This is a genomic window from Paenibacillus sp. FSL R7-0312 (assembly GCF_038004445.1).
Lineage (GTDB): Bacteria > Bacillota > Bacilli > Paenibacillales > Paenibacillaceae > Paenibacillus_AQ.
On the sequence record NZ_JBBORE010000001.1, the window covers coordinates 985,409 to 1,012,348 of the forward strand.

29 protein-coding genes are annotated in these 26,940 nt (G+C 53.1%); 8 read left to right on the forward strand and 21 right to left on the reverse strand.

The window, feature by feature from the left end:
* The first annotated feature begins 195 nt into the window (after positions 1-195).
* Positions 196-1,035 carry an SDR family oxidoreductase gene (locus MKX70_RS04170; RefSeq protein WP_042231847.1) on the forward strand — a complete coding sequence of 280 codons (840 nt, stop codon included), beginning with the start codon at positions 196-198 and terminating at the stop codon, positions 1,033-1,035.
* 8 nt (positions 1,036-1,043) lie between these two features.
* Here MKX70_RS04170 and MKX70_RS04175 read toward each other — a convergent pair whose 3' ends face one another.
* Positions 1,044-1,877, reverse strand: a complete 834-nt coding sequence (locus MKX70_RS04175) for an MBL fold metallo-hydrolase (RefSeq protein WP_042231845.1) — start codon at positions 1,875-1,877, stop codon at positions 1,044-1,046.
* Between the two features lie 69 nt (positions 1,878-1,946).
* Positions 1,947-2,189, reverse strand: coding sequence for a transposase (locus MKX70_RS33380; RefSeq protein ID WP_081956340.1), 243 nt, complete (start codon positions 2,187-2,189; stop codon positions 1,947-1,949).
* A 255-nt stretch (positions 2,190-2,444) separates the two neighbouring features.
* Between MKX70_RS33380 and MKX70_RS04180 the strand changes: the two genes are divergently transcribed.
* Entirely contained in the window at positions 2,445-3,236 is a 792-nt protein-coding gene (locus MKX70_RS04180) for a hypothetical protein (protein WP_042231843.1), read from the forward strand.
* Between the two features lie 573 nt (positions 3,237-3,809).
* Here the strand turns inward: MKX70_RS04180 and MKX70_RS33385 are convergent.
* The gene (locus MKX70_RS33385) at positions 3,810-4,022 is read right to left on the reverse strand and encodes a transposase (RefSeq protein ID WP_081956339.1); all 213 of its coding nucleotides are present in this window, start codon (positions 4,020-4,022) and stop codon (positions 3,810-3,812) included.
* A 151-nt stretch (positions 4,023-4,173) separates the two neighbouring features.
* On the opposite strand from MKX70_RS33385, the gene MKX70_RS04185 reads away from it, so the two are divergent.
* On the forward strand, positions 4,174-4,530 hold the full coding sequence (locus MKX70_RS04185; protein ID WP_042241342.1) for a hypothetical protein: 357 nt from the start codon (positions 4,174-4,176) through the stop codon (positions 4,528-4,530).
* Here MKX70_RS04185 and MKX70_RS04190 read toward each other — a convergent pair.
* From MKX70_RS04190 to MKX70_RS04230, 9 genes are all read right to left on the reverse strand, one after another.
* Entirely contained in the window at positions 4,509-4,730 is a 222-nt protein-coding gene (locus MKX70_RS04190) for a hypothetical protein (RefSeq protein WP_042231840.1), read from the reverse strand. The genes MKX70_RS04185 and MKX70_RS04190 overlap by 22 nt on opposite strands.
* An 85-nt stretch (positions 4,731-4,815) precedes the next feature.
* Positions 4,816-5,265, reverse strand: coding sequence for a hypothetical protein (locus MKX70_RS04195; protein WP_042231839.1), 450 nt, complete (start codon positions 5,263-5,265; stop codon positions 4,816-4,818).
* A 71-nt stretch (positions 5,266-5,336) separates the two neighbouring features.
* On the reverse strand, positions 5,337-6,254 hold the full coding sequence (locus tag MKX70_RS04200; protein ID WP_042231837.1) for an ABC transporter ATP-binding protein: 918 nt from the start codon (positions 6,252-6,254) through the stop codon (positions 5,337-5,339).
* Positions 6,247-7,260 (reverse strand): ABC transporter ATP-binding protein, encoded by a 1,014-nt coding sequence (locus tag MKX70_RS04205; protein WP_042231835.1) that lies wholly within the window; start codon positions 7,258-7,260, stop codon positions 6,247-6,249. The genes MKX70_RS04200 and MKX70_RS04205 overlap by 8 nt, the downstream gene beginning before the upstream one ends.
* 14 nt (positions 7,261-7,274) lie before the next feature.
* Positions 7,275-8,120 carry an ABC transporter permease gene (locus MKX70_RS04210; RefSeq protein ID WP_039300005.1) on the reverse strand — a complete coding sequence of 282 codons (846 nt, stop codon included), beginning with the start codon at positions 8,118-8,120 and terminating at the stop codon, positions 7,275-7,277.
* A gap of 4 nt (positions 8,121-8,124) precedes the next feature.
* Positions 8,125-9,075: an ABC transporter permease gene (locus tag MKX70_RS04215; protein ID WP_039300002.1), complete on the reverse strand. Its 951-nt coding sequence runs from the start codon at positions 9,073-9,075 to the stop codon at positions 8,125-8,127.
* Between the two features lie 87 nt (positions 9,076-9,162).
* A complete protein-coding gene (locus MKX70_RS04220; protein ID WP_042231834.1) occupies positions 9,163-10,782 on the reverse strand; it encodes an ABC transporter substrate-binding protein in 1,620 nt (539 codons plus the stop codon).
* Positions 10,783-10,903: 121 nt separating this feature from the next.
* Positions 10,904-11,350, reverse strand: coding sequence for a peptidylprolyl isomerase (locus MKX70_RS04225; RefSeq protein ID WP_042231830.1), 447 nt, complete (start codon positions 11,348-11,350; stop codon positions 10,904-10,906).
* On the reverse strand, positions 11,347-11,565 hold the full coding sequence (locus tag MKX70_RS04230) for a hypothetical protein (protein WP_042231828.1): 219 nt from the start codon (positions 11,563-11,565) through the stop codon (positions 11,347-11,349). The genes MKX70_RS04225 and MKX70_RS04230 overlap by 4 nt, the downstream gene beginning before the upstream one ends.
* A gap of 235 nt (positions 11,566-11,800) precedes the next feature.
* On the opposite strand from MKX70_RS04230, the gene MKX70_RS04235 reads away from it, so the two are divergent.
* Positions 11,801-13,927, forward strand: a complete 2,127-nt coding sequence (locus tag MKX70_RS04235) for a glycosyltransferase family 2 protein (protein WP_063840057.1) — start codon at positions 11,801-11,803, stop codon at positions 13,925-13,927.
* A gap of 457 nt (positions 13,928-14,384) precedes the next feature.
* Here MKX70_RS04235 and clpB read toward each other — a convergent pair whose 3' ends face one another.
* The 4 genes from clpB to MKX70_RS04255 form a co-directional block, all read right to left on the reverse strand.
* Positions 14,385-17,021, reverse strand: coding sequence for an ATP-dependent chaperone ClpB (clpB, locus tag MKX70_RS04240; RefSeq protein ID WP_340839587.1), 2,637 nt, complete (start codon positions 17,019-17,021; stop codon positions 14,385-14,387).
* A 96-nt stretch (positions 17,022-17,117) separates the two neighbouring features.
* Positions 17,118-18,125, reverse strand: a complete 1,008-nt coding sequence (locus tag MKX70_RS04245) for a DnaJ C-terminal domain-containing protein (RefSeq protein WP_052415900.1) — start codon at positions 18,123-18,125, stop codon at positions 17,118-17,120.
* A 162-nt stretch (positions 18,126-18,287) separates the two neighbouring features.
* Positions 18,288-18,533, reverse strand: coding sequence for a hypothetical protein (locus MKX70_RS04250; RefSeq protein WP_042231823.1), 246 nt, complete (start codon positions 18,531-18,533; stop codon positions 18,288-18,290).
* The gene (locus MKX70_RS04255) at positions 18,499-18,969 is read right to left on the reverse strand and encodes an Hsp20/alpha crystallin family protein (RefSeq protein WP_042231820.1); all 471 of its coding nucleotides are present in this window, start codon (positions 18,967-18,969) and stop codon (positions 18,499-18,501) included. The genes MKX70_RS04250 and MKX70_RS04255 overlap by 35 nt, the downstream gene beginning before the upstream one ends.
* Before the next feature lie 364 nt (positions 18,970-19,333).
* Here MKX70_RS04255 and MKX70_RS04260 point away from each other — a divergent pair, with 364 nt between their 5' ends.
* Positions 19,334-20,041, forward strand: coding sequence for a DUF2569 domain-containing protein (locus MKX70_RS04260; RefSeq protein WP_042132875.1), 708 nt, complete (start codon positions 19,334-19,336; stop codon positions 20,039-20,041).
* Between the two features lie 80 nt (positions 20,042-20,121).
* Here the strand turns inward: MKX70_RS04260 and MKX70_RS04265 are convergent, their stop codons facing one another.
* Entirely contained in the window at positions 20,122-20,676 is a 555-nt protein-coding gene (locus MKX70_RS04265) for a GNAT family N-acetyltransferase (protein ID WP_042231819.1), read from the reverse strand.
* 104 nt (positions 20,677-20,780) lie between these two features.
* On the opposite strand from MKX70_RS04265, the gene pdxR reads away from it, so the two are divergent.
* Positions 20,781-22,202 carry a MocR-like pyridoxine biosynthesis transcription factor PdxR gene (gene pdxR, locus MKX70_RS04270; RefSeq protein WP_331281892.1) on the forward strand — a complete coding sequence of 474 codons (1,422 nt, stop codon included), beginning with the start codon at positions 20,781-20,783 and terminating at the stop codon, positions 22,200-22,202.
* A gap of 43 nt (positions 22,203-22,245) precedes the next feature.
* The gene (locus tag MKX70_RS04275) at positions 22,246-22,782 is read left to right on the forward strand and encodes a hypothetical protein (RefSeq protein WP_042132872.1); all 537 of its coding nucleotides are present in this window, start codon (positions 22,246-22,248) and stop codon (positions 22,780-22,782) included.
* Positions 22,783-22,856: 74 nt separating this feature from the next.
* On the opposite strand, the gene MKX70_RS04280 is transcribed toward MKX70_RS04275, so the two are convergent.
* Positions 22,857-23,816 (reverse strand): helix-turn-helix transcriptional regulator, encoded by a 960-nt coding sequence (locus MKX70_RS04280; RefSeq protein WP_042231814.1) that lies wholly within the window; start codon positions 23,814-23,816, stop codon positions 22,857-22,859.
* A gap of 115 nt (positions 23,817-23,931) precedes the next feature.
* Between MKX70_RS04280 and MKX70_RS04285 the strand changes: the two genes are divergently transcribed.
* Positions 23,932-24,357: a VOC family protein gene (locus tag MKX70_RS04285; RefSeq protein ID WP_042231812.1), complete on the forward strand. Its 426-nt coding sequence runs from the start codon at positions 23,932-23,934 to the stop codon at positions 24,355-24,357.
* Positions 24,358-24,470: 113 nt separating this feature from the next.
* On the opposite strand, the gene MKX70_RS04290 is transcribed toward MKX70_RS04285, so the two are convergent.
* The 3 genes from MKX70_RS04290 to MKX70_RS04300 are packed head-to-tail and all read right to left on the reverse strand — an operon-like array spanning position 24,471 to position 26,500.
* On the reverse strand, positions 24,471-25,370 hold the full coding sequence (locus MKX70_RS04290; protein WP_042231810.1) for a DNA-3-methyladenine glycosylase family protein: 900 nt from the start codon (positions 25,368-25,370) through the stop codon (positions 24,471-24,473).
* Complete coding sequence (locus MKX70_RS04295; RefSeq protein WP_042231808.1) at positions 25,351-25,929, reverse strand: methylated-DNA--[protein]-cysteine S-methyltransferase; 579 nt, start codon at positions 25,927-25,929, stop codon at positions 25,351-25,353. Before MKX70_RS04295 ends, MKX70_RS04290 begins: the two co-directional genes overlap by 20 nt.
* Position 25,930: 1 nt before the next feature.
* Complete coding sequence (locus tag MKX70_RS04300; RefSeq protein WP_042231806.1) at positions 25,931-26,500, reverse strand: bifunctional transcriptional activator/DNA repair enzyme AdaA; 570 nt, start codon at positions 26,498-26,500, stop codon at positions 25,931-25,933.
* Positions 26,501-26,940: the final 440 nt, after the last annotated feature.

A 26,940-nucleotide genomic window follows, 5' to 3' on the forward strand; every position in this document is an offset into this window, starting at 1 on the left:
CGCAGGCGATTAGGACCTTTAGTTATAGTGTACCGTAACGAAAACAATTATAGCAACTTCGGCAGAGTCAAAAATACGCGAAAAAACAAACTTTATGTCATCTTGTCAGAACATCGGCTGCTGTATGCTATAATGTGTGCGATCTCGTGAAGGTTAAAGCAATTTAATTCCAAATTAATGGAGGCTGTATCCCTTATGGGCAAAATCATCTGCATCACCGGAGCATCATCCGGCATCGGCCTGGCGTCCGCGCTGAAGTTTGCACAGGAAGGCTGGACGGTCTACGCCGGCACCCGCCATCTGGAGCGCGATCAGGAATTGTACCGCAATGTGGACAATCTGCAGTTCGTAGAACTGGAGGTTACACAGCCGGACAGTATTCAGCGGGTTATCGACCAGATTGACCAGGAGCGCGGTACGCTGGATGTACTGTTCTGCAATGCCGGGTTCGGCTATCTCCGGGCGCTTGGACAAGCTCCATTCACTGATATCGAGCGCATATTCGACACTAATGTGTACGGGGTTATGCATACGATCCGGGCTGCACTGCCCCTGCTGCGCAAGACCGGCTACGGCCATATTGTGGCTACGTCCAGTGTCGGCGGGCTCATTGGACAACCGATGAACGAAATCTACTGCGCCAGCAAATTCGCGGTGGAGGGACTGCTGGAGAGTCTGGCTACCTATTACAAGCCGCAATTCAATATCGACATTACCCTGCTTGAGCCGGGTGCCATCGCTACAGAATTCAATAAGACTGTCCTTGGGCATGTAGCGGACACCGGCGGCATCCTCGAAGATGAGTACAAGCCGATTCTCGATGCCTACACAGGGACGTTCCTGAAACGGAATGTAGAACCGCAGACTTCAGAGTCCGTAGCAGACGTCATGTGGGATCTGGTTCAGCTGGAGACCAAGCCGCTGCGCCTGCGCACCTCCGAACGGGCCGAAGAATTCGTCTCCCGTAAGGTCAGTACAGACCCTACAGGACTTGATGGTGTTCTTCATATTCGCAAAATCCAGCTGGATATGTAACTGCAGCGTCAGTCTTCCGCTTTCCCGGCCAGCTCCTTCGCGATCAGCGCCTGATTGCTGCGGTGGAAGTTGGACATATTGCGCGGGAACGCACAGCCTTCGATCAGAGCATCAACCGTTTCCTGGATGCCTGAAGCTACAGCCGTACGCATGTTGTGGATATACTTCAGGCTCTCTTCCCTGCGCCGCTCCAGTTCTACGCTGCTGTCCGTTGCCTCCCCATGTCCGGGGACCAGCAGCGTGAACGGGTGCCGCGCCAATATCTGCTCCAGCTTGCCGAGCGTTGCTTCGTAAGCCAGACTGCTGTCGTAGATATAGGGAAACTCCACGTCAGACAAGTAGTCTCCGGCAATGAACAGCCCGGCAGACTCCACTATAGTAAATAGCCCATCATCCGTATGGCCCGGCGCAGCATATCCCGTCAGCTTCAAATCCCCGAATACCAGCGTCTGACCTTCCTCTTCCATCACATGATCCACCTGCGGATACGTGATTTCATAGTCTCTCCTGAGATAATAACTATCGTCAAATGCCCGGATCTGTTCAAGAATATCTTCGCGTTCCCCGGCGCTTTTGTCCGCGAATGCCCTGCTTGCAATGACTTCAGCCCCTCTGAAGGCCCCATATCCGATAATATGATCGAAATCAGAATGGGTGAATAACAGGAGCAGCCTTCTCGCGCCAAGAATGTTGTCTACATACCGCCGGATTTCCTCCACCTCACGGGGCAGCCAGCAGGGATCGGTTACCAGCACACAATTCTCCGTCTCCATAACAAGTGAATTCGTCATGTACAGATCACTTTGGAACAGAGTGACAGGGCCACGCTTCCATCTAAACATCCAATACCTCCCAAGAGTCGATACACCCGCTTTATAGTTTACGATTCTTATCCTACGACTATTCTACATCTAGTGTTTCGGTTGAAAAAGGTCGTTGTTACTCAACAAACGAAATCGGGAGTACACGGTTTTCCAAGGACCAAACCGTTCAGGCAAATCACGCCAAGGCGCACCTGTTTTGACTTTCCAAAGCATTCCATTAAGCATCATCCGGTTGGGTTTCGACGGTCTGCCTTCGCCTCTATTTTCGGGTGGCAATAGTTCTTTAACCCGTTCCCAGTCCTGGTCGTTAATTTCGTAGCGTCTTAGCATCTGTATAATGCTTTTATATTAAATAAAATCTTTTCAGATCTTCATCTTTTCTCTTTCTGGTAGAATATCAGCCATATGCAACTCTCGTCCTACTTGGTGTCTAGAAAAGTAGATGTATCCACCTTCTTTAGTACGCTTCGCATATCAATATTATGAAAGCCTTGTATTTCTTCACAATATATTTATTTACATTTTCCAGAAACTGGAGTAGTGTACATCTGTACTTAAAATTCCATTTTCTAGGAGTCAATTAATTTGAAAGTGAAATCGATTTTTTTACCATTACTGTGTGGAGTGTTTTTTCTAACTAGTGCTACGGCTTCAATGGCCGCACCTGGTAACAATTCAGAAGGAGGTGTAGCGGCGAATAATGCTCCCTATGTAACTACAAGCACCACTGAGCTAAGGACTATTGAAGGTGAACTAATTGGCACTCAAACTGAAACAATTCAGGTTAAATCAATTCCTACATCTGACGGTGTTTCTGGTGAGGTTACGGATATCAAAACATATGTATTACAGCCAGGAATGGAATCGTATAGTAAAATTTATACATATAATACAAATGTAGATGTGATCACAACGAAAAATGATGGTTCCGTATATCTAAATAATGTTAAAGTTGAAGATACGCAAATCCAAACAAGACCTGGAATTCAAACACGTGAAGCGGGTGGTGATAAGGGGTCCTGTTATTATGATAACTATTCTTCTACTGCTGGCGGTACGTTTTATGCAGCATCTTACCAACATTATGACTACGGTCCAACTGGGAACAACGTAAGTAAATACTTTTCACAGTCTAATTCACATGCTTCAGATTACAAAATGTATGTTAATTCTTTTTCTGGATCTCTAAGTTCGTTGAAGGCTTTTCAATTTGCAGCTCAAGCGGCTGGAATTTCTGTTGTTATTTCTTTAGCTGCGATTCCAGCACTTATTGTATCTGCTCCAGCTTTTGCTGCCACAATATGGGGGGTTTATAATTCAAATAGGGATTGTGACTCTGCCATAAATAATGCTTATCAAACATTATCAGCTATGTGATTTAGAACCAGCGAAGTGACAATGAGGGCTGTTCGTCAATTAGGTTCCTCCCTCATTGCATTCTCCAATTGCTCTGACGGTTCCTGAATGATAGTACCGGAACCATACAAGCTTGGTGATAAACTAACCTAGTTTAATTACAAAGCAGAAGGGAATTCTCGGTGGAACAAACGGTTTTCTATGTTACTATTTTATGTTTAAATTCTGTTGGTTTGATCTATGTTATTTATAATTGGATTAAATATAGATTTACCAAAAAGAAAGATATAAACTCTTTCATGCTTTTTTTAATGAATTTTTTCACTCCTATGATTCCATGGGTTGTAAAATTTGAAGATCTAAATATGAATCTTTTGCTCCTATTTATATTTTTAAATTTTTCTTTTTTCTTAATAAACTTCAAGATAACCAAAAATTAGAACAAACATAATCGATATTTCGATTCAGTTTTATACGAAGAAATGAAACTTAACTAGTGCCCCTTCCGAGAACATAGTTGGAAAAACGGGTAATTATACGTAAATCCAACTCTCTCGAGGTGAGCGGCATGACTATTTTTGTTCGTGACTTAACTCAGGAAGAAGGCAACCGCCTTCTGCGGAGTTTTCCAAGGACCAAACGTTCAGGCAAATCACGCCAAGGCGCACCTGTTTTGACTTTCCAAAGCATTCCATTAAGCATCATCCGGTTGGATTTCGACGGTCTGCCTTCGCCTCTATTTTCAGGTGGCAATAGTTCTTTAACCCGTTCCCAGTCCTGGTCTTTGATTTCGTGGCGTCTTAGCATCTTTTACAAGCTCCTCGTGATTTCGTCCTTGTAAAATTATGCTATGTTACGCTTTTAAGGCAATAGCTAGTTTTAAGACACGCCCAAGAGAACTTATTGCAATACATTGCCCAATATAATAATTCAGAAGCGAACAAAGGACAGTGTTTACATGGAAGATGTATCTAATGTAGAAAAATTGGAATCAATAAGATCTTTGCAATCTACAATCAAAAAACTCGAGAACGCCTTGTCCCAGATGACTCAAAATGCCGTAAATACTACCCTAGTAAAGAAACGACTCAATGCTGTTTACATCGGCTTAGCTATCCTAGAAAACGTCTGGAATCAAAAACCTCATCAATACACACATGAAGATTTAGCAGAAGCCCGCAAAGTTATTATTGGTTTAACCCCATCAGTTGAGAACAGTTATGCTAAGTCAAAGACTGGTAGTCCACAAAGAACGCTTTTAGAAAGAAGACTTAAAGCTTTGAAACTAGTTGTTCAAGCGATTGGCGAACTATAGTCTAAATAACTTAAATCGAAGCGATAGGAGAAACGCAAACTGCTTTCCTCTTCCTTCACAGTTTGCGTCAACCATCCATCACAAACGGTTTGATCAAAACTTCTGTTTATATTCTTTGAAATCAATATTCCCCGTTTCCCGATCAACAGCGACAGACCAGTATCTTTTATGAAATGCCCCAGAGTTTCTGTATTCATCATGCAAAAAGCCCTCCGGCAAAGCCGAAGGGCTAATTCTTAACATACACCTAATTATGCAGCTTGTTTCTGCTGCTCAGCTCTGCTGTTACCGCTGGATCGGCTCGATCCGGTAAGTGGCGTTGCCGCCATCTGCTGCTGTTCCGCCGCCGGTAATCTGCCAGCCGAAGGATAATACTTCCTCCAGCCGTTGCTTCTGTGATTCCGACAACACCGCTTCGACTGCTTCGCGGCCTTCCTCCAGCTCCAGCTTCGGCTCGGTGCGAAGCGCAACGGCAATCCAGCTGCGGATGCCGCGGATCGTGTTGTATTTGATCTGGTAGCCTTCGGTCACGGCCTGGCGGAACAGCTCCGGCTGTTCACCAGCGAGCGTGGACAGCTGCCCGTAATCGAACTCGTATTCACTCTCGTCGGCAGGCAGATCGCCTTCGGCAACCCGCCGCAGCAGTTCTTCATCGGACCAGCCCAGAGAGCGCAGCGATTCCACCAGCAGGGCATCCCATTGCGATAACTTTACCTTGTTCTTCGTTTCTGTCATTCTAGATCCTCCTTATCCATATGAGTGCTCATATCCTGATCAATTGATCATTGCTCAGGCATTCCCTGAACTCAGTCCGTAAAATCACCAGCCACGTAATGCCCCGGGCTCACTTCCCGCAGCACAGCGCCTTCATCATCCCCGCGCGTTACCGAGTAGGCATCCAGCCGGATTCGCTGGCTGGCCTTCAGCGGGTCTGTCTCCAGAATGGAAGACAGCAGCGCTTTGGTATACGGATGCTGCGGATTGTCATACAGCTCATCGCTCTCCGCAACCTCAACGAGGCGGCCGCCGTACATGACACCGATCCGGTCAGAGATATGCCGGACCATCGACAGGTCATGGGCAATGAACAGATAGGTCAGCCCGAATTCGGACTGCAGATCCTCCAGCATATTGACGACCTGGGCCTGCACAGAGACATCCAGCGCCGAGATCGGCTCGTCGCAGACGACGAACTCGGGCCGGACCGACAGCGCCCGGGCGATGGAAATCCGCTGGCGTTGCCCCCCGCTGAACTCATGCGGGAAGCGGTAGAGATGCTCTCTTTTGAGACCAACCTTCTCCAGCAGCTCCGCCACGGCTTCCTTGCGCTCTTCACCTGGGTAGAGTCCATGGATACGCATCGGCTCACTGATCAATTCCAGCACATTCAGGCTGGGGTTCAGTGAAGAGTACGGGTCCTGAAAAATCGACTGAATCCGTCTGCGGAACGGCTTCAGCCCTTTCTCGCCCAGCTTGCCCAGCGGCTGCCCGTCATAGAATACCTCGCCGTCCGTATAATCGTACAGGCGGAGCAGACAGCGGCCAACCGTTGACTTGCCGCTCCCGGATTCACCCACCAGTCCGAAGGTCTCGCCCTGGCGGATCTGGAAGCTGACGCCGTCCACGGCCTTAAGCACAGCCGTATCGCGCCCGCGTATATCCTTGCCCTTGGAGAAATGCTTCCTCAGATTGTTCACATCTACGAGCACCTTGCTCTCACTCACCGGAATCCCTCCCCACTGTAACTGCCGCCTGCTGCTCTGCGCCTTCGGCCAGCCAGCACATTGAGCGGTGGCCAGGTGCAAGCTCTATTACCGGCGGACGTTCACAGCAGCGGGCAAAAGCATGCGGGCAGCGGTCCATAAACGGACAGCCGGGCGGCGGATTCAGCAGATCCGGCGGTGTGCCTTCAATTGGAATCAGCCGCTCCCGTGATCCTCCGCCGCGCTTCGGAATGGAACGCAGCAGACCCTGGGTATACGGATGCTGGGGACGATAGAAGATATCCTCCACTGCGCCCTCCTCCATAACAAGCCCGCCGTACATCACAATGACCCGCGTGCAGACCTGGGCCACGACACCGAGGTCATGGGTGATCAGCGCCACCGCGGTGTCCGACCGTTCTTTCAGTTCCTTGAACAGATCCAGAATCTGCGCTTGAATCGTCGCATCCAGCGCCGTGGTCGGCTCATCGGCAATCAGCAGCTCCGGCTGGCAGGAGAGCGCCATCGCGATCATAACCCGCTGGCGCATACCTCCGCTGAATTCATGCGGATACTGCTTCAGGCGCTGTTCCGGATCACGTATGCCGACCTGGCGGAGGATTTCCGCCGCCTCGGCATACGCCTCTGCTTTATTGAGTCCCCGGTGTCTGCGGATGACTTCGGTTAATTGCTGGCCTATTCTTTTGACCGGATTCAGCGAGGTCATCGGGTCCTGAAAGACCATCGCGATCCGGTTGCCGCGCAGGGTCCGCCACTGCTTCTCCGTGAGCCCCTTCAGACTCTCGCCGCGAAACTCCAGCTTACCGGCAGTCATGCGGCCCGGCGGCGTGATCAGGGACATGACCGCCTTGGCGGTAACGCTTTTGCCGCTGCCCGATTCTCCGACAATCCCCACCGTTTCACCGGCATCTATATGGAAGCTAACGCCGCGGACGGCCTGATTCTCGCCGCCCCGGGTAGCAAATGAAACCTGCAAATTCTCAACAGTCAACAGCCGTTCAGTCATGATGTTCCACTCTCCTATCTCCGGATCAGCTTTGGTTCAAAGCCGACCCGCAAAATATCACCCAGCACATTGAAGCTCAGAACGGTCAGCAGGATCATCAGCCCAGGGAACAGTGCCAGATAAGGCGCCTCTGCAATATACCCTTGAGCGCTGTTCAGCATGCTGCCCCAGGTGGCGTTCGGCGGCTGTACCCCGAAGCCGAGGAAGCTCAGCGACGATTCCATCATAATGGCCGATGCAATATTATTCGTTGCGCCGACGATAATCACCGGTACCAGGCCCGGAAGGATATGCCGCCAGATCATGCCGAAGGAGCTTTGGCCGGAAGCCTTGGCGTACAGCACATATTCGCGTTCCTTGATCGTAAGGGTCTCCGCTCGCACAACGCGGGCCACGTTCATCCACATTAACAAGGCAATAATAATAATCAGATTGCCGATGCTCGGCTTCAAATAGACACTGAGCAGCAGGAGGATCAGAAAGGACGGAATCGACATGATGATATCCAGCATCCGCATCAGCAGATTATCCAGCCAGCCGCCGAAGTATCCGCTGATCACACCAACCATCACACCCACGAAGGTAGCCACGATCATGGAAGCAAACCCGACCAGCAGCGAGACACGGCCGCCATATAGCGCTCTGGACAGATAATCGCGTCCATAGTCATCCGTTCCGAACAGATGTCCGGCGCCCGGCTTGGTGAGGCGGGCCATGGCATCCATAGCATTCGGGTCATATCCGGACAGGAAGGCAAAGATAGCCCCCAGCGTAAAGATAGCCAATACAGCAAGAGCAGCGACACCCAGACCGTTCGTAAACAGCTCTGACTGTAGATTTTTCCATTTACTGCGATTCATGAGGTCACCCCTTTAATTTAATTCGCGGATCGACGAAGCTGTAGAGAATATCTGCCACCATATTACCGAGGATCAGCATTAAGGAAGAAAATAAGGTGATTCCCATAATGACGGGATAATCCATCCCCTTAACCGCCGTCATCCCCAGCGACCCGATGCCCGGCCACGAGAATACCGTCTCGGTGACGATGGCCCCGGCCACCAGATCTCCCATAGACATGCCCAGCAGAGTAATGACCGGCAGCAGCACATGCTTCAGGACATGACGGAACAGGATTGTCGATTTCTTCGAGCCAAAAGCATACTGGATCTGCACATATTCCTCTTTCAATTGTCCAATCGTGCTGGAGCGGATATAACGCACATATCCGGCCAGGAAGCCGAAGGCCAGCACCGAGCAGGGCAAGATCCCGTGCTTCAGCACATCCAGCGGCGATTCCACACCGATCGTGCGCATCCCCATACTCGGCAGCAGATGTAGCTTAATGGCGAACAGATACATCAGTAGGATCGCCAGCCAGAATAACGGAATGGAGATCCCTACATAGGAAATAAAGTTAATCAGCTTGTCTACCCAGCGGTTGCGGTTCGCACCGGCCACGAGGCCTAGCGGAATCGCCAGAATAACCGCCAGCGCAATGGCGCTGCCCATCAGCCCGGCTGTAGCCGGCAAACGTTCCAGAATCTGTCCCAGCACCGGCTGGTGATTGATCAGGGAATATCCGAAGTTGCCCTGCACCATTTCCTTGATCCAGATGAAATATTGAATATAGGCGGGCTTATCAAGCCCCAGATTATGGCGGATACGCTCAATATCATCGGCATGCATATTGGGCGTAACGAAAGACAGCACCGGATCTCCCGGAGCCAGCTTAATCATTGTAAAACACACTACGGATACAAAAAACAGCATCGGCAGTGTTTGCAGCAACCTTCGGACGATGAGTTGTCTCATACGCAGCTTCTCCCAGCTCTTGACAGGCAAAAAATAAGCTGGAAGAACCCAGCTTATTTTTTTGCCGTGCTTATTTTTTGGGGCGGATTATTTCTGGTAGATCTTGGACAGGTCTTCAAAGATAACGACCGGCTTCAATACAGCTTCATCTATGCCGCCGTAGTTCTTCGATACAGCTACAACTGTTTTAGTATACGCGATCGGGTAGATCGGTGCATCTTCAGCGACAAGCTCCTGCGCTTTCTTGTAGATCTCTGCGCGTTGTGCCGGATCAGCTTCGCCTGCACCGTCATTCATTAGCTTATCAACCTCGCTGTTCGAATAATGCGAGTAGTTGGAAGAGCTGTCCGTAGTGAACAGGATACGGTAAGCATCGGGATCATATCCCATGATATAACCGGTCAATGCCAGTTCGTAGTCGGTAGATTTCAGATCGATGAACTTCTGCACCCAGGCCGAGGAATCCATGTTCTGCAGTTCCACTTCCACGCCGACAGCCTTCAGCTTCTGCTGCACATACAGCGAGATCGCTTCCTGTGCCTTGTTACCGCTCTGTACAATGTAACGAAGCTTCAGGTTGCTCTCTCCGGCAGACGCCAGCAGTTCCTTAGCCTTAGCGGCATCATTGTCAAAGGTAGTTACTTCATTCGTGAAATACAGCGCGTCCGGAGTCAGGAATGACTTCGCCGGGTCAGCATATTCACTGGAAGTGTACGCTGTCTGGATCAGCTCATCACGGCTGAGGGCCAGGGACAGGGCTTGACGGACTTCTTTTTTGGCGAGTGCACCGGTATCACTGTTCGCATTGAACATCAGATAAGCCAGACGGCCTTCACTGTAAGGCAGAATTTCGAAATTGTTCGTTGCCTGAATGGTGGCTACATCCTTAGGATCAAGATACTGCACGTTGATCTCGCCGTTCTGCAGGGCAAGGTTCGCAGCATTGGTATCCTTGGCAATCCGGTAAGTTACCGAATCCAGATGCGGCTTGCCGCCGAAGTAGTTATCGAATCGTTCCAGTGTCAGATACTCACCGGCTTTGTATTCTTTGAATTTGAAGGGACCGGAACCTACCGGAGCAGCGTTCTTGGTGCTCTTCTCAATGTCGGTTTCATTCTCAAAAATATGCTTTGGAATCGGGAACACCTGTACCAGTGTCGCTTCAAAAGCCGGGCTGACCTGCGGAAGCTGGAAGTCAACAGTCAGATCATCCACTTTAACCGCCTTGATGGCTTGGTCGCCGATCAGGAAGTTGGCTCTCAGGAAGCTGTTCTGCTTCTCGTCGAGAATGCTGTCAATGGTGAACACGATATCATCCGCCGTAAGCTTCTCTCCGTCATGCCAGGTAAGTCCATCCTTAAGCTTCAGTGTGTACGTAAGATTATCCTCTGAAGGTGTCAGGCTCTCTGCCAGGTAAAAGGTCTTCTCCCCCTTATTCACCTGGAACAGCGGAGCATACAGTGCCTGGTCAATCGTCAGACTGACACGGTCACCCGCATAGTTCGGATTCAGTACAACCGGATCAGAAGCGACCCCTATAATCAAGCTTCCGCCATCCTTCGGTTCGCTGGCAGCAGGCTGCTGCGTTTCCGCCGGTGTCTGGCTTGCACCCGCATTTGTCGATGCCGCGTTATTTCCATTAGAGCATGCACTAATCATTAGTGTTAGTAGAACTAGAATGACAACCCCTGATATCCCTTTGCGCATTATCTCTCTCCTCCATGTCTATGAGCTATCTCACTCGTTGTGAAAGTTATTATATATCGGAATAGTCGGGATTACAATGTATTAATTTTCCACCTGTGAAAATTTGAACAACCGCCTGCTGTTACAGCTGAGGAATGCCGGCATCCCATACGCTGATCTCCTGTATGAGATCCCCGCGCCGTAGGGCATCCGCATGCTCCATTCCCTCTATTACTCTGCCGAACACCGTATGCCAGCCGTCAAGATAATCGAACGCATCGTAGCAGATAAAAAACTGGCAGGAGCCCGTGCCCGGCCCGAAATGGGCCATGGATAACGCCCCGCGCACATGTTTATGCGGATTGCCTTGCGTTTCACAGGCGATTTTGTCCGTGCCGCCCCGGCCGGTACCCTCCGGACAGCCGCCCTGGGCGACAAAGCCGCGGACAACGCGCTGAAAAGTCAGACCGTTGTAGAAGCCGCTGTTCGCGAGCTTTTCAAAATTGGCTACGGTTCCGGGGGTCTCCTGGTCAAATAATTCGAGCCGGATCTCTTGTCCTTGTTCCAGTCTTATTCGAGCCAGCTTCATAAGGTCTCCTCCGCCTCTCCGGCTGAAGTGCCTGCGGGAACGCCGATATGAGCCACGGTCTTGGCCGCTTGCTCAGGCGCATAGATCTCCTGTACATCCTCGTCCAGCAGCGGCCGGAGTTCTCCATCCGCAGTATGCAGAAAAACCCCGGCGCGCGGATTCATCGCCAGGAGCAGGTTGATTAATTGCTGTACTTTTAACGGTGACTTGTCCATTCTCTCACTCCTGTCCTTCAGTCTGCAGAATGTCTATTCCTGTCTATGCGGTATTGTACAACAGCTCTCAGGCAGACACCAATCCATATATTTCCTCTCGGGTCTCTATTTTTTGAAAAACCGGGATTAGTCCCGTACTTCTCTTAATATATTGAATACATATACTTCATATCATCTATTTGCGAATCCAAGGGGATGTTCTATTAATGTTGACCTTATCCTGGGGTGGCTGGCTATGAACGGGAACCGGACCCTAGTTCTGCTTGGCAGCCCGATCCATCAAAAACCGGCAATTCTTGAGCAATTCCTGAATTCTCTGCTGCGCCTGAACCTGACCAATATTGAGCTGCATTTCTATCTGATTGATGACAACCCGGACGAAGCTTCGAGTCAACTGCTCCAGCAGTTCGCCCAGAGCGGCAGAACGGTCTTCCTGCAATCTTCAGGATTTCATGATGCTTATATCCGCGATGATACGACCCATTTCTGGAATTCCAATCTGGTCTGGAAGGTGGCCGGGTTCAAGAACCTGATGATCCGGCGGGCCGAAGCCTTCGGCTATGATTATCTGTTCCTGATCGACTCCGATCTGATTCTTCATCCGGATACACTGCTGCATCTGATCCGTACGGACAAGGACATAATCTCTGAGGTATTCTGGACCCAGTGGCAGCCGGGTACTCTGCTGCAGCCGCAGGTCTGGATGCATGACGAATACAACCAGTGGGAGGTGCTCCCGGGAGAGCAGCTCTCACATGATGAGATCAACCGGCGCTTCCACGCCTTCCTGATGAAGATGCAGCAGCCGGGAATCTATGAAGTCGGCGGGCTCGGCGCCTGCACCCTGATCAGCAGCCGTGCTATCGCTTCCGGTGCCAGCTACGACCGGATTCACAACATCTCCTACTGGGGAGAAGACCGCCATTTCTGCATCCGTGCAGCGGCGCTTGGCATTCCGCTGTATGTCGATACCCACTACCCGGCGCTGCATCTCTACAGGGACAGCGACCTGCTCAAGGTGCCGGAGTTCATCCGGCAGACTTCAGGCGCGGAGGCTGGAGCGGGACCGGAGTCGCCGGATGCGCCGGAGACGGTGGGGGGTGACGGGAAAGCGGAGCGGGATGCGCGGTATAGGGCGGAGCTTGAGCGGGAAGGGAAGGGCGAAGCGATCACAAGGCCGAATGGGCAACACGAGGCGGAGCGGAGCGATGCCGAGTTAAATGAGGCAGAGCTAGGGCACGAGGCGCGGAATGCGCCGGGGGCGGGACGGGGTGACGCGGACGAAGCTGGCGCTCAGGCCGGCGGCGCGGAAGCTGAAGCCGCGGCGCGCGAGGTTGCGCCTTCGGACAGCAGCGGCGCGGCAGACGGTTCAGACATGCATGGCGCTGCCGATGCAGCGCCCGCGGACAAAAGAGCGCTGGATGCGAGCGCGGAGTGGGATGCGCTGTGGACCGAGGCGGAGGCCCGGCGGCGCTTGTCCAAGGAGCCGCTGCCAGAGGGCGGCGGCGAGATCGAGCTGCCGGGCAGCGGTCCGGCAGCGGACGCTGATGCGGCTGCGGCCGGAGGCGCGGACGCGGCAGACGGTGCAGATGCAGCAAGGCGGGGCGCTGAGCATGGAGCGGCGACCGGCTTCTCCGGAGCGGCTGCTAATTCAGCAGCTGTCCGGCGGCCCAAGCTGACGCTTACGATGATCGTCAAGAATGAGGGCTCGCGGTTTCTGCGGCAGGTTCTGCAGGAGCACCGCAAATATATCGATGAAGCCGTCATTATCGATGATGGCAGCACGGATGACACGGCGGATATCTGCCGGGAGGTACTTCAGGGCATTCCGCTGCATCTGATACGCAACAACGTCTCCAGATTCAGCAATGAATCCGAGCTGCGCAAGCAGCAGTGGGAGGCGGTCCTTCAGACGAATCCGGAGTGGATTCTGAGTCTGGATGCTGATGAAATTTTCGAGGCCGGATTCCCGGAAGAAGTGGATGGCTTGCTGCGTACGGACAATTGTGACTTGTTCTGCTTCCGGCTCTACGATTTCTGGGATGACACTCATTACCGCGAAGATATGTACTGGCGGTCCCATCAGAGCTACCGGCCGTTCCTGCTCCGCTACCGGGAAGACTTCACTTATCTCTGGAACGATCTGCCGCAGCATTGCGGGCGGCTGCCGGAGAATATTTTTGAGCTGTCCCATCAGTTAAGCAATCTGCGGCTGAAGCATCTCGGCTGGTCGAAGCCGGAATATCGGCTGGAGAAATATCTGCGCTATATGCTGCTGGACCCGGACGGCCAATATGGCTGGAAGGAACAATACCTGTCTATCCTCGACCAGCATCCCCATCTGATGCCCTGGAGCGAATAGGCGGCGGGGATAGTAGAGTTTCTATATACACCACACTTAGGATTTCGGCCAAACAAGTAACCAATAACCGCTTAATCGCGGCCTGCTGAGGCAGTGCTCCCGCCAATCGGCTATTTGGACTATGAAGTTCATTCTGTATGGGGCAGGTATACAGGTAACAGGTATAAATGTTGTAAATATTACAACCCGGATTCATAAATAACCGGGTATGCGGGAGGATTGTTGTATGAAATACAATAATCCTTTGAGTTAGCCGCTTGCAGAAGATGAAATGCTGTATTTCCTGCAACAATTCTCGATATGGGCCGATTTATTGAAGAAAATGTTGTATTTTCTGCAGGATTTAAGTCGAAAATAAAAAGAAAAGCGCTCCAGCCTTAAGGCGGAACGCTTTTTCTTTGCGGATTGCAGCTGCAGCCTTACGGAGGCATCGGCCGGGTCAGTTCACATTTTAGAGTCAGCCAACCGTCTTCGCAGTTTCCGGTTTCACTATAGTGACAGTCAATTCACCGTCAGCTTCGTCCACCGTCAGCACTGAGCCTTCCTCTGCTTCTCCGGCGATCAGCGCACGCGCCACCCGAGTCTCCAGACTGCGCTGGATGAACCGCTTCAGCGGTCTTGCGCCGTACACGGAATCAAAGCCTTCCTCGGCAATGAAGCGGACGGCCTTGTCACTCAGCGTAAGGCCAATGCCCCGTTCTGCCAGGCGGAGGCGCAGACCGTTCACCAGCTTAACCACGATCTGCTGGGTTTCGCCCAGCGTCAGCGGTTTGAACATCACGATATCGTCCACCCGGTTGAGGAACTCCGGACGGAAGTGGCCGCTCAGCTCCTTCATCACCCGGTCTTTAACAGCTTCGGTCAGCTCACCGTTGTCATCGGTACCCTGAATCAGATGCGGCGAGCCGATATTAGAGGTCATAATGATGATCGTGTTCTTGAAGTCGACCACCCGGCCTTGCGAGTCGGTCAGCCGACCGTCATCCAGCAGCTGCAGGAGAATGTTGAAGACATCGGGGTGGGCTTTCTCCACCTCATCCAGCAGCACAACAGTATACGGCTGGCGCCGTACCGCTTCGGTCAGCTGGCCGCCTTCTTCATAGCCGACATATCCCGGGGGAGCACCGACGAGGCGGGAGACACTGTGCTTCTCCATGTACTCCGACATGTCGATACGGATCATACCGTCCTCGCGGTCAAACAGCGATACCGCCAGCGCCTTGGCCAGCTCGGTCTTACCGACCCCGGTCGGCCCCAGGAACAGGAACGAACCGATGGGGCGGTTCGGGTCCTTGATGCCTGCTCTTGCCCGGAGCACCGCATCCGCGACCAGCCGGACGGCCTCATCCTGCCCGACTACCCGCTCATGCAGCGTATCTTCGAGCCGCAGCAGCTTATCCCGCTCGCCTTCCACGAGGCGGCTGACCGGAACGCCGGTCCAGCGGGAGACGATATCGGCGATCTCCTCTTCCGTCACGGCTTCGCGCAGCAGCCGGGTCTCCTGATCCTGCTGCGCGGCTTCCTCTGCGGCCTTCAGCTGCCGCTCCAGATCAGGAATAATCCCATAGCTTAGCTCAGCCGACTTATTCAGATCATAGATCTCCTGTGCATCGACCAGATCCTTGCGCGCCTGCTCTAACCGCTTCTTCAGCTCGCGGATGCCCTGGATCGCCGACTTTTCCTTCTCCCAGCGGACGGTCATGCCCAGATGCTTCTCCTTGAGGTCGGCCAGCTCCCGCTGCAGGATTTCCAGACGGCGCTTGCTGGCATCGTCGGTTTCCTTTTTGAGTGCAGCTTCTTCAATCTCCATCTGCATCAGGCGGCGGGTCACCTCATCCATCTCACCGGGCATGGAATCAATCTCCGTGCGGATCATCGCGCAGGCTTCATCCACCAGGTCAATCGCCTTATCCGGCAGAAACCGGTCGGTAATATAGCGGTTCGACAGGACTCCGGCCGCGACGAGCGCGCTATCATGGATCTTGACTCCGTGATGTACCTCGAAGCGTTCCTTCAGGCCGCGCAGAATGGAGATGGTATCCTCAACATCCGGCTCGCTGACCAGCACCTGCTGGAAGCGGCGTTCCAGCGCCGGGTCCTTCTCGATATATTTGCGGTACTCATCCAGCGTCGTCGCCCCGATACAATGCAGCTCACCCCGGGCCAGCATCGGCTTCAGCATGTTGCCCGCGTCCATGGCCCCTTCGGTCTTACCGGCACCGACAATCGTATGCAGCTCATCAATGAACAGAATAATCCGGCCGTCACTCTCACGGATTTCCTTCAGTACGGCCTGCAGCCGCTCTTCGAATTCCCCGCGGTATTTGGCACCGGCAATCAGTGCGCTCATATCCAGTGAGAATATCGTCTTATCCTTCAGCCCCTCCGGCACATCCCGGCGCACAATCCGGTGAGCCAGCCCTTCTACAATCGCGGTTTTACCTACGCCGGGCTCCCCGATCAGCACAGGATTGTTCTTGGTCTTGCGGGAGAGAATACGGATGACCCGGCGAATCTCCGCATCGCGTCCGATCACGGGATCAATCTTGCCCGCCCGCACCTCGGCCACCAGATCCCGGCCGTATTTCTCCAGCACCTCATAGGTGGCCTCCGGCTCCCGGCTCGTCACCCGCTGGTGTCCGCGGATCTCGGCCAGCACCCCTAGCAACTTCTCCCGGGTAACGCCCATGCCCGTGAACAGCCCGCGCAGCTCGCGGTTCCCGCTGCCGGAATCCGAGACCATCGCCAGCACGGCATGCTCTACGGCTACGAATTCGTCCTGCATCTTGGCCGCTTCCTTCTCGGCCTGCTCCAGCATGGCAATCAGCGCGGGCGAGGCATACCGCCGCATCGTGCCCGCTCCGCTTCCGCTTACGCTGGGCTTCCGCTGAAGCAGCGCCTCTGTACCCTGCAGCAGCTCAGCAGCAGGAATATTCATCTTCTGCAGCAGCCTCGGCAGCAGGCCCTCATGCTGTTGAAGCAGTGCCTTCAGCAGATGAAGATTATCAATCTCCTGATGTCCGCTGGCCGCAGCCAGGGACTGGGCCTCTGCGACGGCTTCCTGCAGCTTCTGTGTAAGCTTGTTGAAATCCATAAGATCATCGCCTTTCCGTAAAATTATGCCGCTGCAGCCCCAGCTGCAGCATTCCATATGTCAGTCAGCCGGATAACCGACGTTATATATTCATCATTACCCCGTTGTCGCTCTGCGCCGCTGTGCCCCGCCGGGAGGCTGCCGTTTGGCTCCGGCCTGGAAGCTGCCGGAATCGGCCAGCTGGCGGTACAGCTTCTTCTCCGCTTCCGAGGTATCCGCCGGAATAACGATCTCGATCCGGAACAGGATGTCACCATTCGTTCCATTAGGACGCTTAAGCCCCTTGCCGGAGAGGCGCAGCGTTCGGCCGCCTGCCATACCTGCGGGGATCTTCAATTTCACCTGGCTGCCGTCCGGCAGGGCCACCTTGGCTTCTCCGCCAAGCACAGCCTGCCAGGGGGCAATCTCTACCGTGCCGAGTAAATCCCCGCCGCCGTCCGGTTCATAGATGTCATGGGGCAGGAGATGCAGCGAGACCAGCAGGTCGCCTCCCTGTCCCGCCCCGCTTCCGCCGCCGGGAACCCGGATCACCGTCCCTTCGGACGAGCGTGCCGGAATCTGCACACTCAGGTCTTTGCCTGCAGCCTGAACGCTGATATTTCCGCCTTTGTATGCCTGCTCCAGCGTAATCTCAAGCTGGGCCTGCATCGTACTGAACTCATCCGCCCAAGGGCTTCCCCCTTGGCGGACACCGCCACTGCCGGAGAAGAAATCGAAGCCGGCGCGGTCCGCTGCCCCCCGGCTGCCGAAGAACATCCCGAACAGATCCTCTTCGGGAATACTGCTGCCGGAAGCAGCGCCGCTGCTCCAGCCCGCGCCAAAAGGCGATTCCCAGGACGCGGAGGAGGCTGTCCCGCCGCTCCGCGGACCCCTTGCCCCAGCGTAGCCGGCCCCGTAGCGCAGCTCCTCATCATAGATTTTCCGCCTCTCTTCATCACCCAGCACTTCATACGCTTCGGCTGCTTCCTTGAATCTGGCTTCTGCCTCCGGGGCTTTGTTGACATCGGGATGCCACTTCTTAGCCAGCTTCTGATAAGCTTTTTTGATCTCCTGCTTCGAGGCCTGCCTGCCGACGCCCAGAGTCTCGTAATAATTTGCCGCCACTGGTACCTCCTCCTTTCGTATATTGGGAAGCTTATTCTATAGGTTATAGCATTCCGCCCTGTAACAAGCCTATTCCCGGTGCCGATGATTATTCACCAAGTCCCTTTCTCCGGGAAAAGACGCATCATAGCCGGTATCCCCACTACAATGCGCCCTGTATGATCATGCTATATGAAAAGCCCGGCGAAACCACTCTGCCGCAGGGGACCGGATAGGCCGGCGGCAGAAGCCGCTTAGCCCGGGAACCCCGCTGAACCCGGCTGCTTCAGCCAGACTTGGAAGTCCTGCTTCCTTCGCCTTCCTACATCCTTCCCCGGCGCTCCGGCTCTCCGCTTCCCCCGGAGACCGTTCACCAGTAAGCTGCACCTGCCGCTTACTGAAGCTGCGCGTCTGAAGAATGTCCGCCATCCTGAATTTCAATCCGTTTGCCCTGCGACTTCTGCCGTTTCGGCACTTCCAGGCTCAGCATCCCGTCTTTGAGTGAAGCGCGGATACCTTCCTCCGCAATATCCTGAACGTAGAAGCGGCGCACATACTCACCATACCGCCGTTCCCGGCGCACAGTCTGATGTTCCTTGTTCTCCTCGCTGTTCTCTTCTTTGCGTACTGCCTTGATCGTCAAGTAAGGGCTGGTATAATCGATGTCGATTTCTTCTTTTTTGAAGCCCGGAAGCTCGGCCTCAATCAGATACGCCCCTTCACTCTCGCGGATGTCTGTCCGGAAGGACAGCGTGGAGCTTGTCAGCGGTGCAAAGAAATCATCATTAAACACTTCGTTAAGCGACTTAGCCAGCACACCAAAAGCATCATCTCTGCGTTTACCAAAAGGAACCAAATCAAACATTATCCATTCTCCTCTCATTTGACTTTGAATTTGTTGTTGGTTTGACTTTGACTTTATTTGACCTATGGCTTTATTATAGTCGCCGGCTACACGGATGACAAAACTCATATAAGCCGAAAATCCCGTAAATCCCGGCGTTTCGGCTCGTTTTTTAGTATAAATTTTAACATTATTAATTATTTGACCTTATTTGACCTTGATACTTTATTTCACATGATTACTATCCACACCCTCACCGCCACAGTAAAAATAAAGAACTAGCGCCTAAAATATAACAAGTAAATTAAAGGAACTAGTGGGAATTGTCGATATAAACGTCATAGTAAAAATCCCGCAGCCAATGCGGATATGATGAGGTGATGAAGTGGCAAAAGCAGGACTGGGCATTATCTTCTTCGTCATAGGTTTTATTCTACATAGAACTTATGCAGCAGATCCTAACGTTATTATTTCTATTGTGATTGGAGGGCTTGGAGGAATTATCGGGTGGGCGACCGGCGGATTAATTAGGCCATTGCGCGTCAAGAAAGCTAGACCAGCTGATGATGAGGCCGCCGCTGCTTCCGAAGGGGTCCTGGAATCCTCAGACCAGCCCGCAGATGAATCAGAGCCTTCCGGCTCCGGAGGCTGGTTAGGACTTTTCGCAATAGGTATTGTTCTCTCACTCTTCGCGGGTGTGCGAATGCTTTATGGTAATTTCTCATTATTCGGCTCTGAAGGCCTTAAGCTTCTTACCGACCCTGACAGTAGCTACTACGTCGCTTCAATGCTTCCTAGTCTTGTGATAGAAACGGTATTAGTATGTATTCAGGTCGTAATGATCCTGTTCATTCTGTACCTGGGTCTCAAACATAAAAAATTATTCAAATACATATCTATATCTTTCATTGTATATAACATCTTACTTAATACCATAGATACCTTCATGTTCAGCCATGTACAGACTACTCTTTCCGGTATCATACCGGATGATACCTCTTATACGGATATCTTCCGGTCCTTCATTTATGCTGTGATCTGGATCCCCTATTTCCTGCGGTCAAAGAGAGTCAAGAATACGTTTATTTATTAACATTTTTGTACATAGTCTCTTCAATTCTTCCGGACCTGCGTTATTGTTGAATCAGCTTTCGCAGGTCCGCTTTACCCTCCCTATTTCACATACCGCTCACGGTATTCGCTATCCAGCATGCCCATCATAATCACATCATGGTACTCATGGTTATAATAGAGCGTCTGGCGCCGTACACCCTCACGGACAAAACCGATTGATTCATACACATGCGCAGCGCGGGCATTATAGCTATAGACCTCCAGCTCAATCCGGTGCAGATTCAGAATGCCGAAGCCGTAGTCCAGTATCAGCAGCAGTGCTTCCCGTCCATACCCTTGTCCTTGATGCCGCTCCTCACCGATGGCGATCCGCAGATTTGCACTGCGGTTGTCAGGGTCTATATCCTGAATGGCGATATCGCCGATCACCTCATCAGTCTCCCTAAGGGCGATAAGCAGCAGCACCGTACTGTCGTCCCCTGATTTGCGCGCGATATAATTCTCTATCTGCTCTTTGGTGATATGCTTTTTCGTACCTGTAAGTCTGCGGACTTCCGTGCCGTAGAACATATGGTAATACAATTCGGCGTCTTCCCCGTTAAGCGGGCGCAGATATACCTTTTTGCCTGTTACAAGCGCTGAATGTCTGGTCATTCCCGTCATCTCCCGACTGTTGTTATAGCTCTTATGGTAATGCAGATCTGCATACTATAAAATATACAAAAACGTCTAATTTCAAAGGACAGATTCGAAGGTGTATGATGCTGCTTGTCCCTACTCTGAATGATCACAGCGAAATTCCTTACTATATACAGCTCTATGATTATTTTGCAAAAGAGATTATCGGCGGCGCTCTCCCCAGTGGTACACGCCTGCCTTCCATCCGCCGCCTGGCGGCATTATGCGGTATCAGCGCCACTCCTGTCGAGCTTGCCTACCAGCAGCTGCTTGCCGAGGGCTTCATCGCCAGCAAACCGCGCAGCGGTTACACTATCCTGCCAGTCCATAGGAATGGCAGCCCTGCAGAAGCCGAAGAGCGGCCACGTCCGGCTGTCCGTCCCATTACTCCGCGCGATTCGCGGCAATACGCATATGATTTCCACATGTCACGGAATGATTTCTCTTTATTTCCGCATAAAATATGGCGCAGCCTCTACCAGGAACAGCTCGCGAATCCGGACCTGCTCCAGTATGGTGATCCGCAGGGGGAGCCGGCGCTCCGCGGGAGCATTGCCGCCCATTTGCGGCAGTTCCGTGGGCTGCGCTGTACAGAGAAGCAAATTGTGGTCGGCGGCGACCAGTATACGCTGTGCTCTTTGTTATGCCTAATGCTTAAAGAACGGGTGACGCGGCTCGGAATAGAAGACCCGGGGTATCACCTGCTGCCCGCAGCATTCAAACGCGGTGGTTATGAGATTATGCCCATTCCGCTGGAGGAAGACGGGCTGATGATAGAGAAGCTGTACCGAAGCGGGGCTGACGCCGTATACATCTCCCCTTCCCATCAGTTTCCCAGAGGCATGGCGATGCCGGTAGCCAAACGCTTCGCCTTGCTGGATTGGGCCCGGTCAGCGGGCGGCTATATCATTGAAGATGATTATGACGGGGAGTTCCGCTATCATGGACGGCCCATTCCTGCGCTTCAGGGACTTGAAGCGGACAGTCCGGTAATCTATATGTGCAGCTTCGCGCAATCGGTAACTCCTGCCCTGTGCATTCACTATATGGTTCTGCCGGAGGAGCTGCTGCCGCTCTATCACAGCCTGAGAAGCGAGCTGTATCTGGAGCACTCGGCTTCGCGGCTGCATCAGATTGCGCTGCATTATTTTATGGAAAGAGGGCACTTCGAGAAACATCTGCGCAGGATGCGGCTGCTCTATCAGCGCAAGCATGACCTGCTTCTGCGCTCGGTCCAGCGCTATTTCGGCGATGCAGCAGCCGTCAGCGGACGGGATGCCGGATTTCATCTTCTCCTGACCCTGAAACCGCCCGCAGCGGGCAGTGCACGGGAGCTTGCTGCAGCAGCGGAAGCCGAAGGTATCCGTGTTACGCCTATGTCGTATACGTGGTGTGATAAGCCGGACTGCGATGAACCGGAATTCATTCTGGGCTTCGGCGGGATTGCCGAGGATCTGATTGATGAGGGAATCCGCAGGCTGGCGGAAGTGTGGCTGGGATAGCATTTTAACGATGCATAATTACCTATGATGAGGTGGAATTACAATGACACTGGCACATTTCCTAGGAGCGGATTGGCCGCTGCCGACCGGATATTTCGGCTATCATTATTCGTACCAAAAGTACTCAGAAATTCACCTGACGGATGACAAGAACGCACTTCATAATATTATAGACTTATCTCATCTGAATGACACCAAGGTACAGGTGTATGAAACCGAACTGGATGCTGTAGGGCTAGAGATTGGAGAGTTCCTCTACCCGCCCTTCAGAGAGAACAAGATCATCACTAAGCCCTATGTCTACGGCTTCAATGGCGAGGCTTGCAATATCACTGAGGAAATCCGCGCGGGTTATCCTGAACTCTACCAACAAAACTTAAAGTGCCTAAACCTGCTGCTCTCCCTCATGGACGAACATCTGTCTGAAGGAGAAAGTATAGAGATATACTCCTGCTGGGATAGTGAGACGTGGATGGAACGCAATGCATTGCTTGACCGGGCTCTTCATCTGCCATCCTTCGATCCGCTGACAGAGTCTATAGAATTTGTAGATAAACAGCTTATAACTATTACCAAATAAAGTGTAGACTCTATCTATCTTGTCCGCCCGGGGTCCATCCGGATACATAAATACTTAATCATCAGCCTGTCCCTCTACTTATATTGCGCCAGCATTCCCGCCAGCGTCCGCTTCACCTCCGCCACCAGCTCCGGCGGCTCCTGTACTGTGGCCTCATTGCAGAGGCCGATTACGAAACGCGCGAAGAAGCCCAGATCGCTCTGCGGGATATCCCCTTCCAGCCAGCCCGTGCCATCCCCGCGGATATGCAGCAGGGGTGAGGACCATACCTCGGCTTCGCAGGCTTGTACGCCTCCATTCCCCAGTTCAACGAACAGCCGGACAATGCTTTTATCACCCTGCTGAGTTTGACTGCTGTAATCATCCTTATTTCCCAAATGGACATGCTTCAGATCAAGCGCTTCCGGCCCCGATTCGCCGTATCCGGCAAACTGAATCCGGTCGCAGCGGAATACACGGATATCGCCGCGCAGGAAGCAATAGGCCGGGCAATACCACAAGCCATTATGGGCGTAGATGCCCACTGGCTGAATCCATCTCTCCTTACGCTGCCCCTTCGTTTCATAATCGATCAGCAGCACCTTTTGACCGGTGGCCGCTTCCAGCAACAGAGACAGATAGGGGAACTCCGCCTGTCTCGCCGGGGTGAGGAAATCAATCCGGTTCTTCATCTCGTCAATCCGGTCACGGACATCGCCGGACATATAGTTATAGAATTTATGCCGGGCAGCTAATGATTCCTCCTTGAAGGGGAGATACTTGTAGTGGCGCAGGGCATGGCTGGCGAAAAAAATCGCCACCGCCTCCTCCTCCGTGAACGCGATCGGCGGCAGAATTCTTTCGTTCAGCACCTGATAGCCTCCATGCGGTCCCACTTCGGAATAAAGCGGAACGCCTAACTCCCCCAGCTCCTGCAAATCCCTGAGGATGGTCCGGGAGGATACATTGAATTCGTCGGCCAGCTCTTTGACGGTGAATTTCCGCTTGCGGTTGACTGTCATCATCAGATCCAGCAGTCTTTTGGCTTTAGACATGAGCTTCACTCCATTTATTATTCTAACTATGACAATACCTGTCACTATCATACACTACACTATAATCAAGCCGGTTAGCTAAGGCAAATTGAACATCATAAGGAGCGAATTAGGCATGACCCTGCAAATCAACCCTTTTATTCTGGTGGACGGTACAGCAAGTGAGGCAATTGCCTTTTATCAGGAGGCGCTGGGTACTACGCTGCTCTTCAAGCAAACTGTGGGCGAAGGCCCGCAGAACCCTGACTTCCCGATGACCGAACAGGAAAAAGCGCGTATAGCTCATTCCGTCCTGCTGGTGGGTGACACCAAGTTTTTCGTTGCAGATCAGGAGGTTGGCCAGCCGCTGAGTCATGGCAATGGCATCACCATCTGTATCACGGTGGATACCACTGAAGAAGCGCAGCAGCTGTATCACTCGCTCAAGGCAGGCGGAACGGTTGATATCGAGCTGGCTCCGGCTTATTTCAGTCCGGCCTATGGCATGGTTACCGATAAGTTCGGCGTATGCTTCCAGATCTTCACGAAGCGGGCGCAATAAAGCTCAAGCCGGCTAAGGTGAACTCTTCAGGCGCAGGATACAAAAAGCACTGTCTCCCGGATCATCCGGTGAGACAGTGCTTTTGGCCGTCACGACTCCGCACCTGCCGCGCGCTAATATAATGCCCGCCACAGATAAAATGTGGCGTAAGCCTCCCAGCCCTGCCAGGGCTGGGCCAGGACGAGCAGTTCCGCAGGCGTAGGCTTGCGGTCCATACCGGTGAGGAACTTGATCACGTTCTGCAGGCCGACATCGCCGACGGGATATGAGGAGCTATCCCGCAGGCAGCGCATACGTACATACTGCGAGGTCCACGGGCCGATCCCGCGGATCTGCAGCAGCCGCTGCTCGGCGGCGGCCGGAGACGGAAGCGCCAGCAGCTCTTCACGGCTCAGCTCTCCGCTTGCGATCAGCGAGGCGACCGTGAGGATCGTCTGTGCTTTGCTGCGGGTCAGCTGCAAGGCGCACAGTTCTTCGATCTGCACCTCCGAGAAGACCCCCGGTCCGGGGAACCGGTAGTAGGTCCGGCCTCCCCACTCCAGAGATTCTCCATACACTTCGGTCAGCCGCTGCTTCAGCCTGTAGGCAAAAGCCAGGTTCACCTGCTGGCCCAGAATCGCCCAGCATAATGCCTCGAACAGATCCGGGATGCCGATAATCCGCAGCCCCCGGTGCTGAATTGCCAGCGGCCGGAGCAGAGGATCTGCTTCCGCCAGCCGGTAGAACGGGGTAAGATCACGGTCCAGATCGAACCACTCTACAATATAACGGGCCAGCCATTCCTGCTCCAGGACGCCGGGGACAGCGCCGTGCAGCCGGGTTACGCTCAGCCTGTTGCCTTCAGGCACACTTAACCGGATTAGGACCGGGCCGTCCTCCAGCTTGAACATCCGGGTCACTCCCGAGTCATCCGTCTGGAACAGGCATTCCAGCGGCGAACGGTTCATGTACTCCAGACAGGCGTCCAGGTTGAAATCCTCCGGCAGCGGCAGCTCAAAAAGCAAATCGTTCATGGCCCGCCGCCTTCACATTTAGAATTCCCTCCAGCTGAAGCAGCTCCTGCTTGAGCTGCAGACCGCCCCGGTAACCCGTTAATGTGCCGTTCGCACCGATCACCCGGTGGCAGGGCACAATGACCGGCAGCGGATTCTGTCCGTTAGCCGTACCGACAGCACGGACCGCCAGCGGTCTGCCAATCCGTGCAGCCAACTCCTTGTAGGTTGCAACCTCACCATGCGGGATCGTAAGCAGCCCCCGCCATACCTCCTGCTGAAACGGAGTGCCCCATAGATCAAGCGCAAGACTGTTGAAATCGACCGTTTCTCCATCAAAATAACGGCGCAGCAGCTCTATAACCCCAAGCTGCTCAAACCTCCTGGCACCCTCCAGGAATTCATAGTCCGGAGCATACATCTTCAGCCAGGCGGCCGGCAGCTGCCCTCCATCCTGCGGATAGGACACGCGGATAAGTCCCTTGTTGCTGGCCCATAGGGTCCATTCCCGATTTCCGAGATTCAGGGTATGGTGATATATCATGTTCCGGTTCGGACTCTGGTTTATATTCATATTCATCCTAATTTCCTCCCTCATTATGCTTACTGCGATACTCCGTAGGGGACAGACCGGATTTCTTGACGAACCAGGCTGCGAAGTGGGACGCGCTGCGGAATCCAACTGCCTTGCCTACATCGGCAATGCCTGTATCCGTCTCTGTCAACAGCCTGCGGGCTTCCCCCGCGCGCAGATCATCCAGTCTGGCAGCAGGCGACAGGCCGGTTACCCGCTTGTAGGTCCGCTGCAGATGGAACGGGCTGACCTTCAGCTGCTCCGCCATCGACTGCAGTGTCAGCTTGCTCCCGAACTGCCCGTCCATAATGGCATCCGCCTGCGCCGCCAGCACGGCATCCGGCCTGAGGGTGCCGCCTTCTTCGGGGCGGCATCTTTTGCAGGGCCGGAATCCCTCGCGGACAGCCTCCTGCAAGGAGCCGTAGAATACCACATTGGCTGCCTTCGGCGTTCTTGCCCGGCAGGAAGGCCGACAGACAATACGTGTCGTCAGCACCGCTGTATAGTAAACACCGTCATAGGTCGGCTCACGCCGCACCACTGTTTCATATATACGCTCAAATAATTGCGGCTCCATCCCTCATCACCTCTTACCGCCAGTATAAACGATTCGTTTTGGCTTATGCAGCATATTGAAATAGGAGAGCAAGATTACGACAGTGGGCAGGGGTAGCGGCAGATGTAGATCGGCCTGAATCTGCACGCTTGCTGGCCTGCTGAAGCTATGGTGTTAAACACTTTGATCGGGTAGTGAATCGCGTGCCTCTACTTGCGGACTGAGAATCCGCTAATTTTCAAAATCAGGGCTTTTTCCGCACCATGCGGACTGAAAAGACCTTATCCCCTGTTGCAGGGGGCAATCTGCGGGGGAATCCGGGAAATAAAGACTCTGTAGTCCGCGACAGCTGCCCAGCAGGTAATTTCAGCAACATAACGGAACTGTAGTCCGCAAGCGGAGAAACTGCCCTGGCTTTTGTTCGCACCACATCCAGTCTGCAGCCCTCAATGTACAATTTG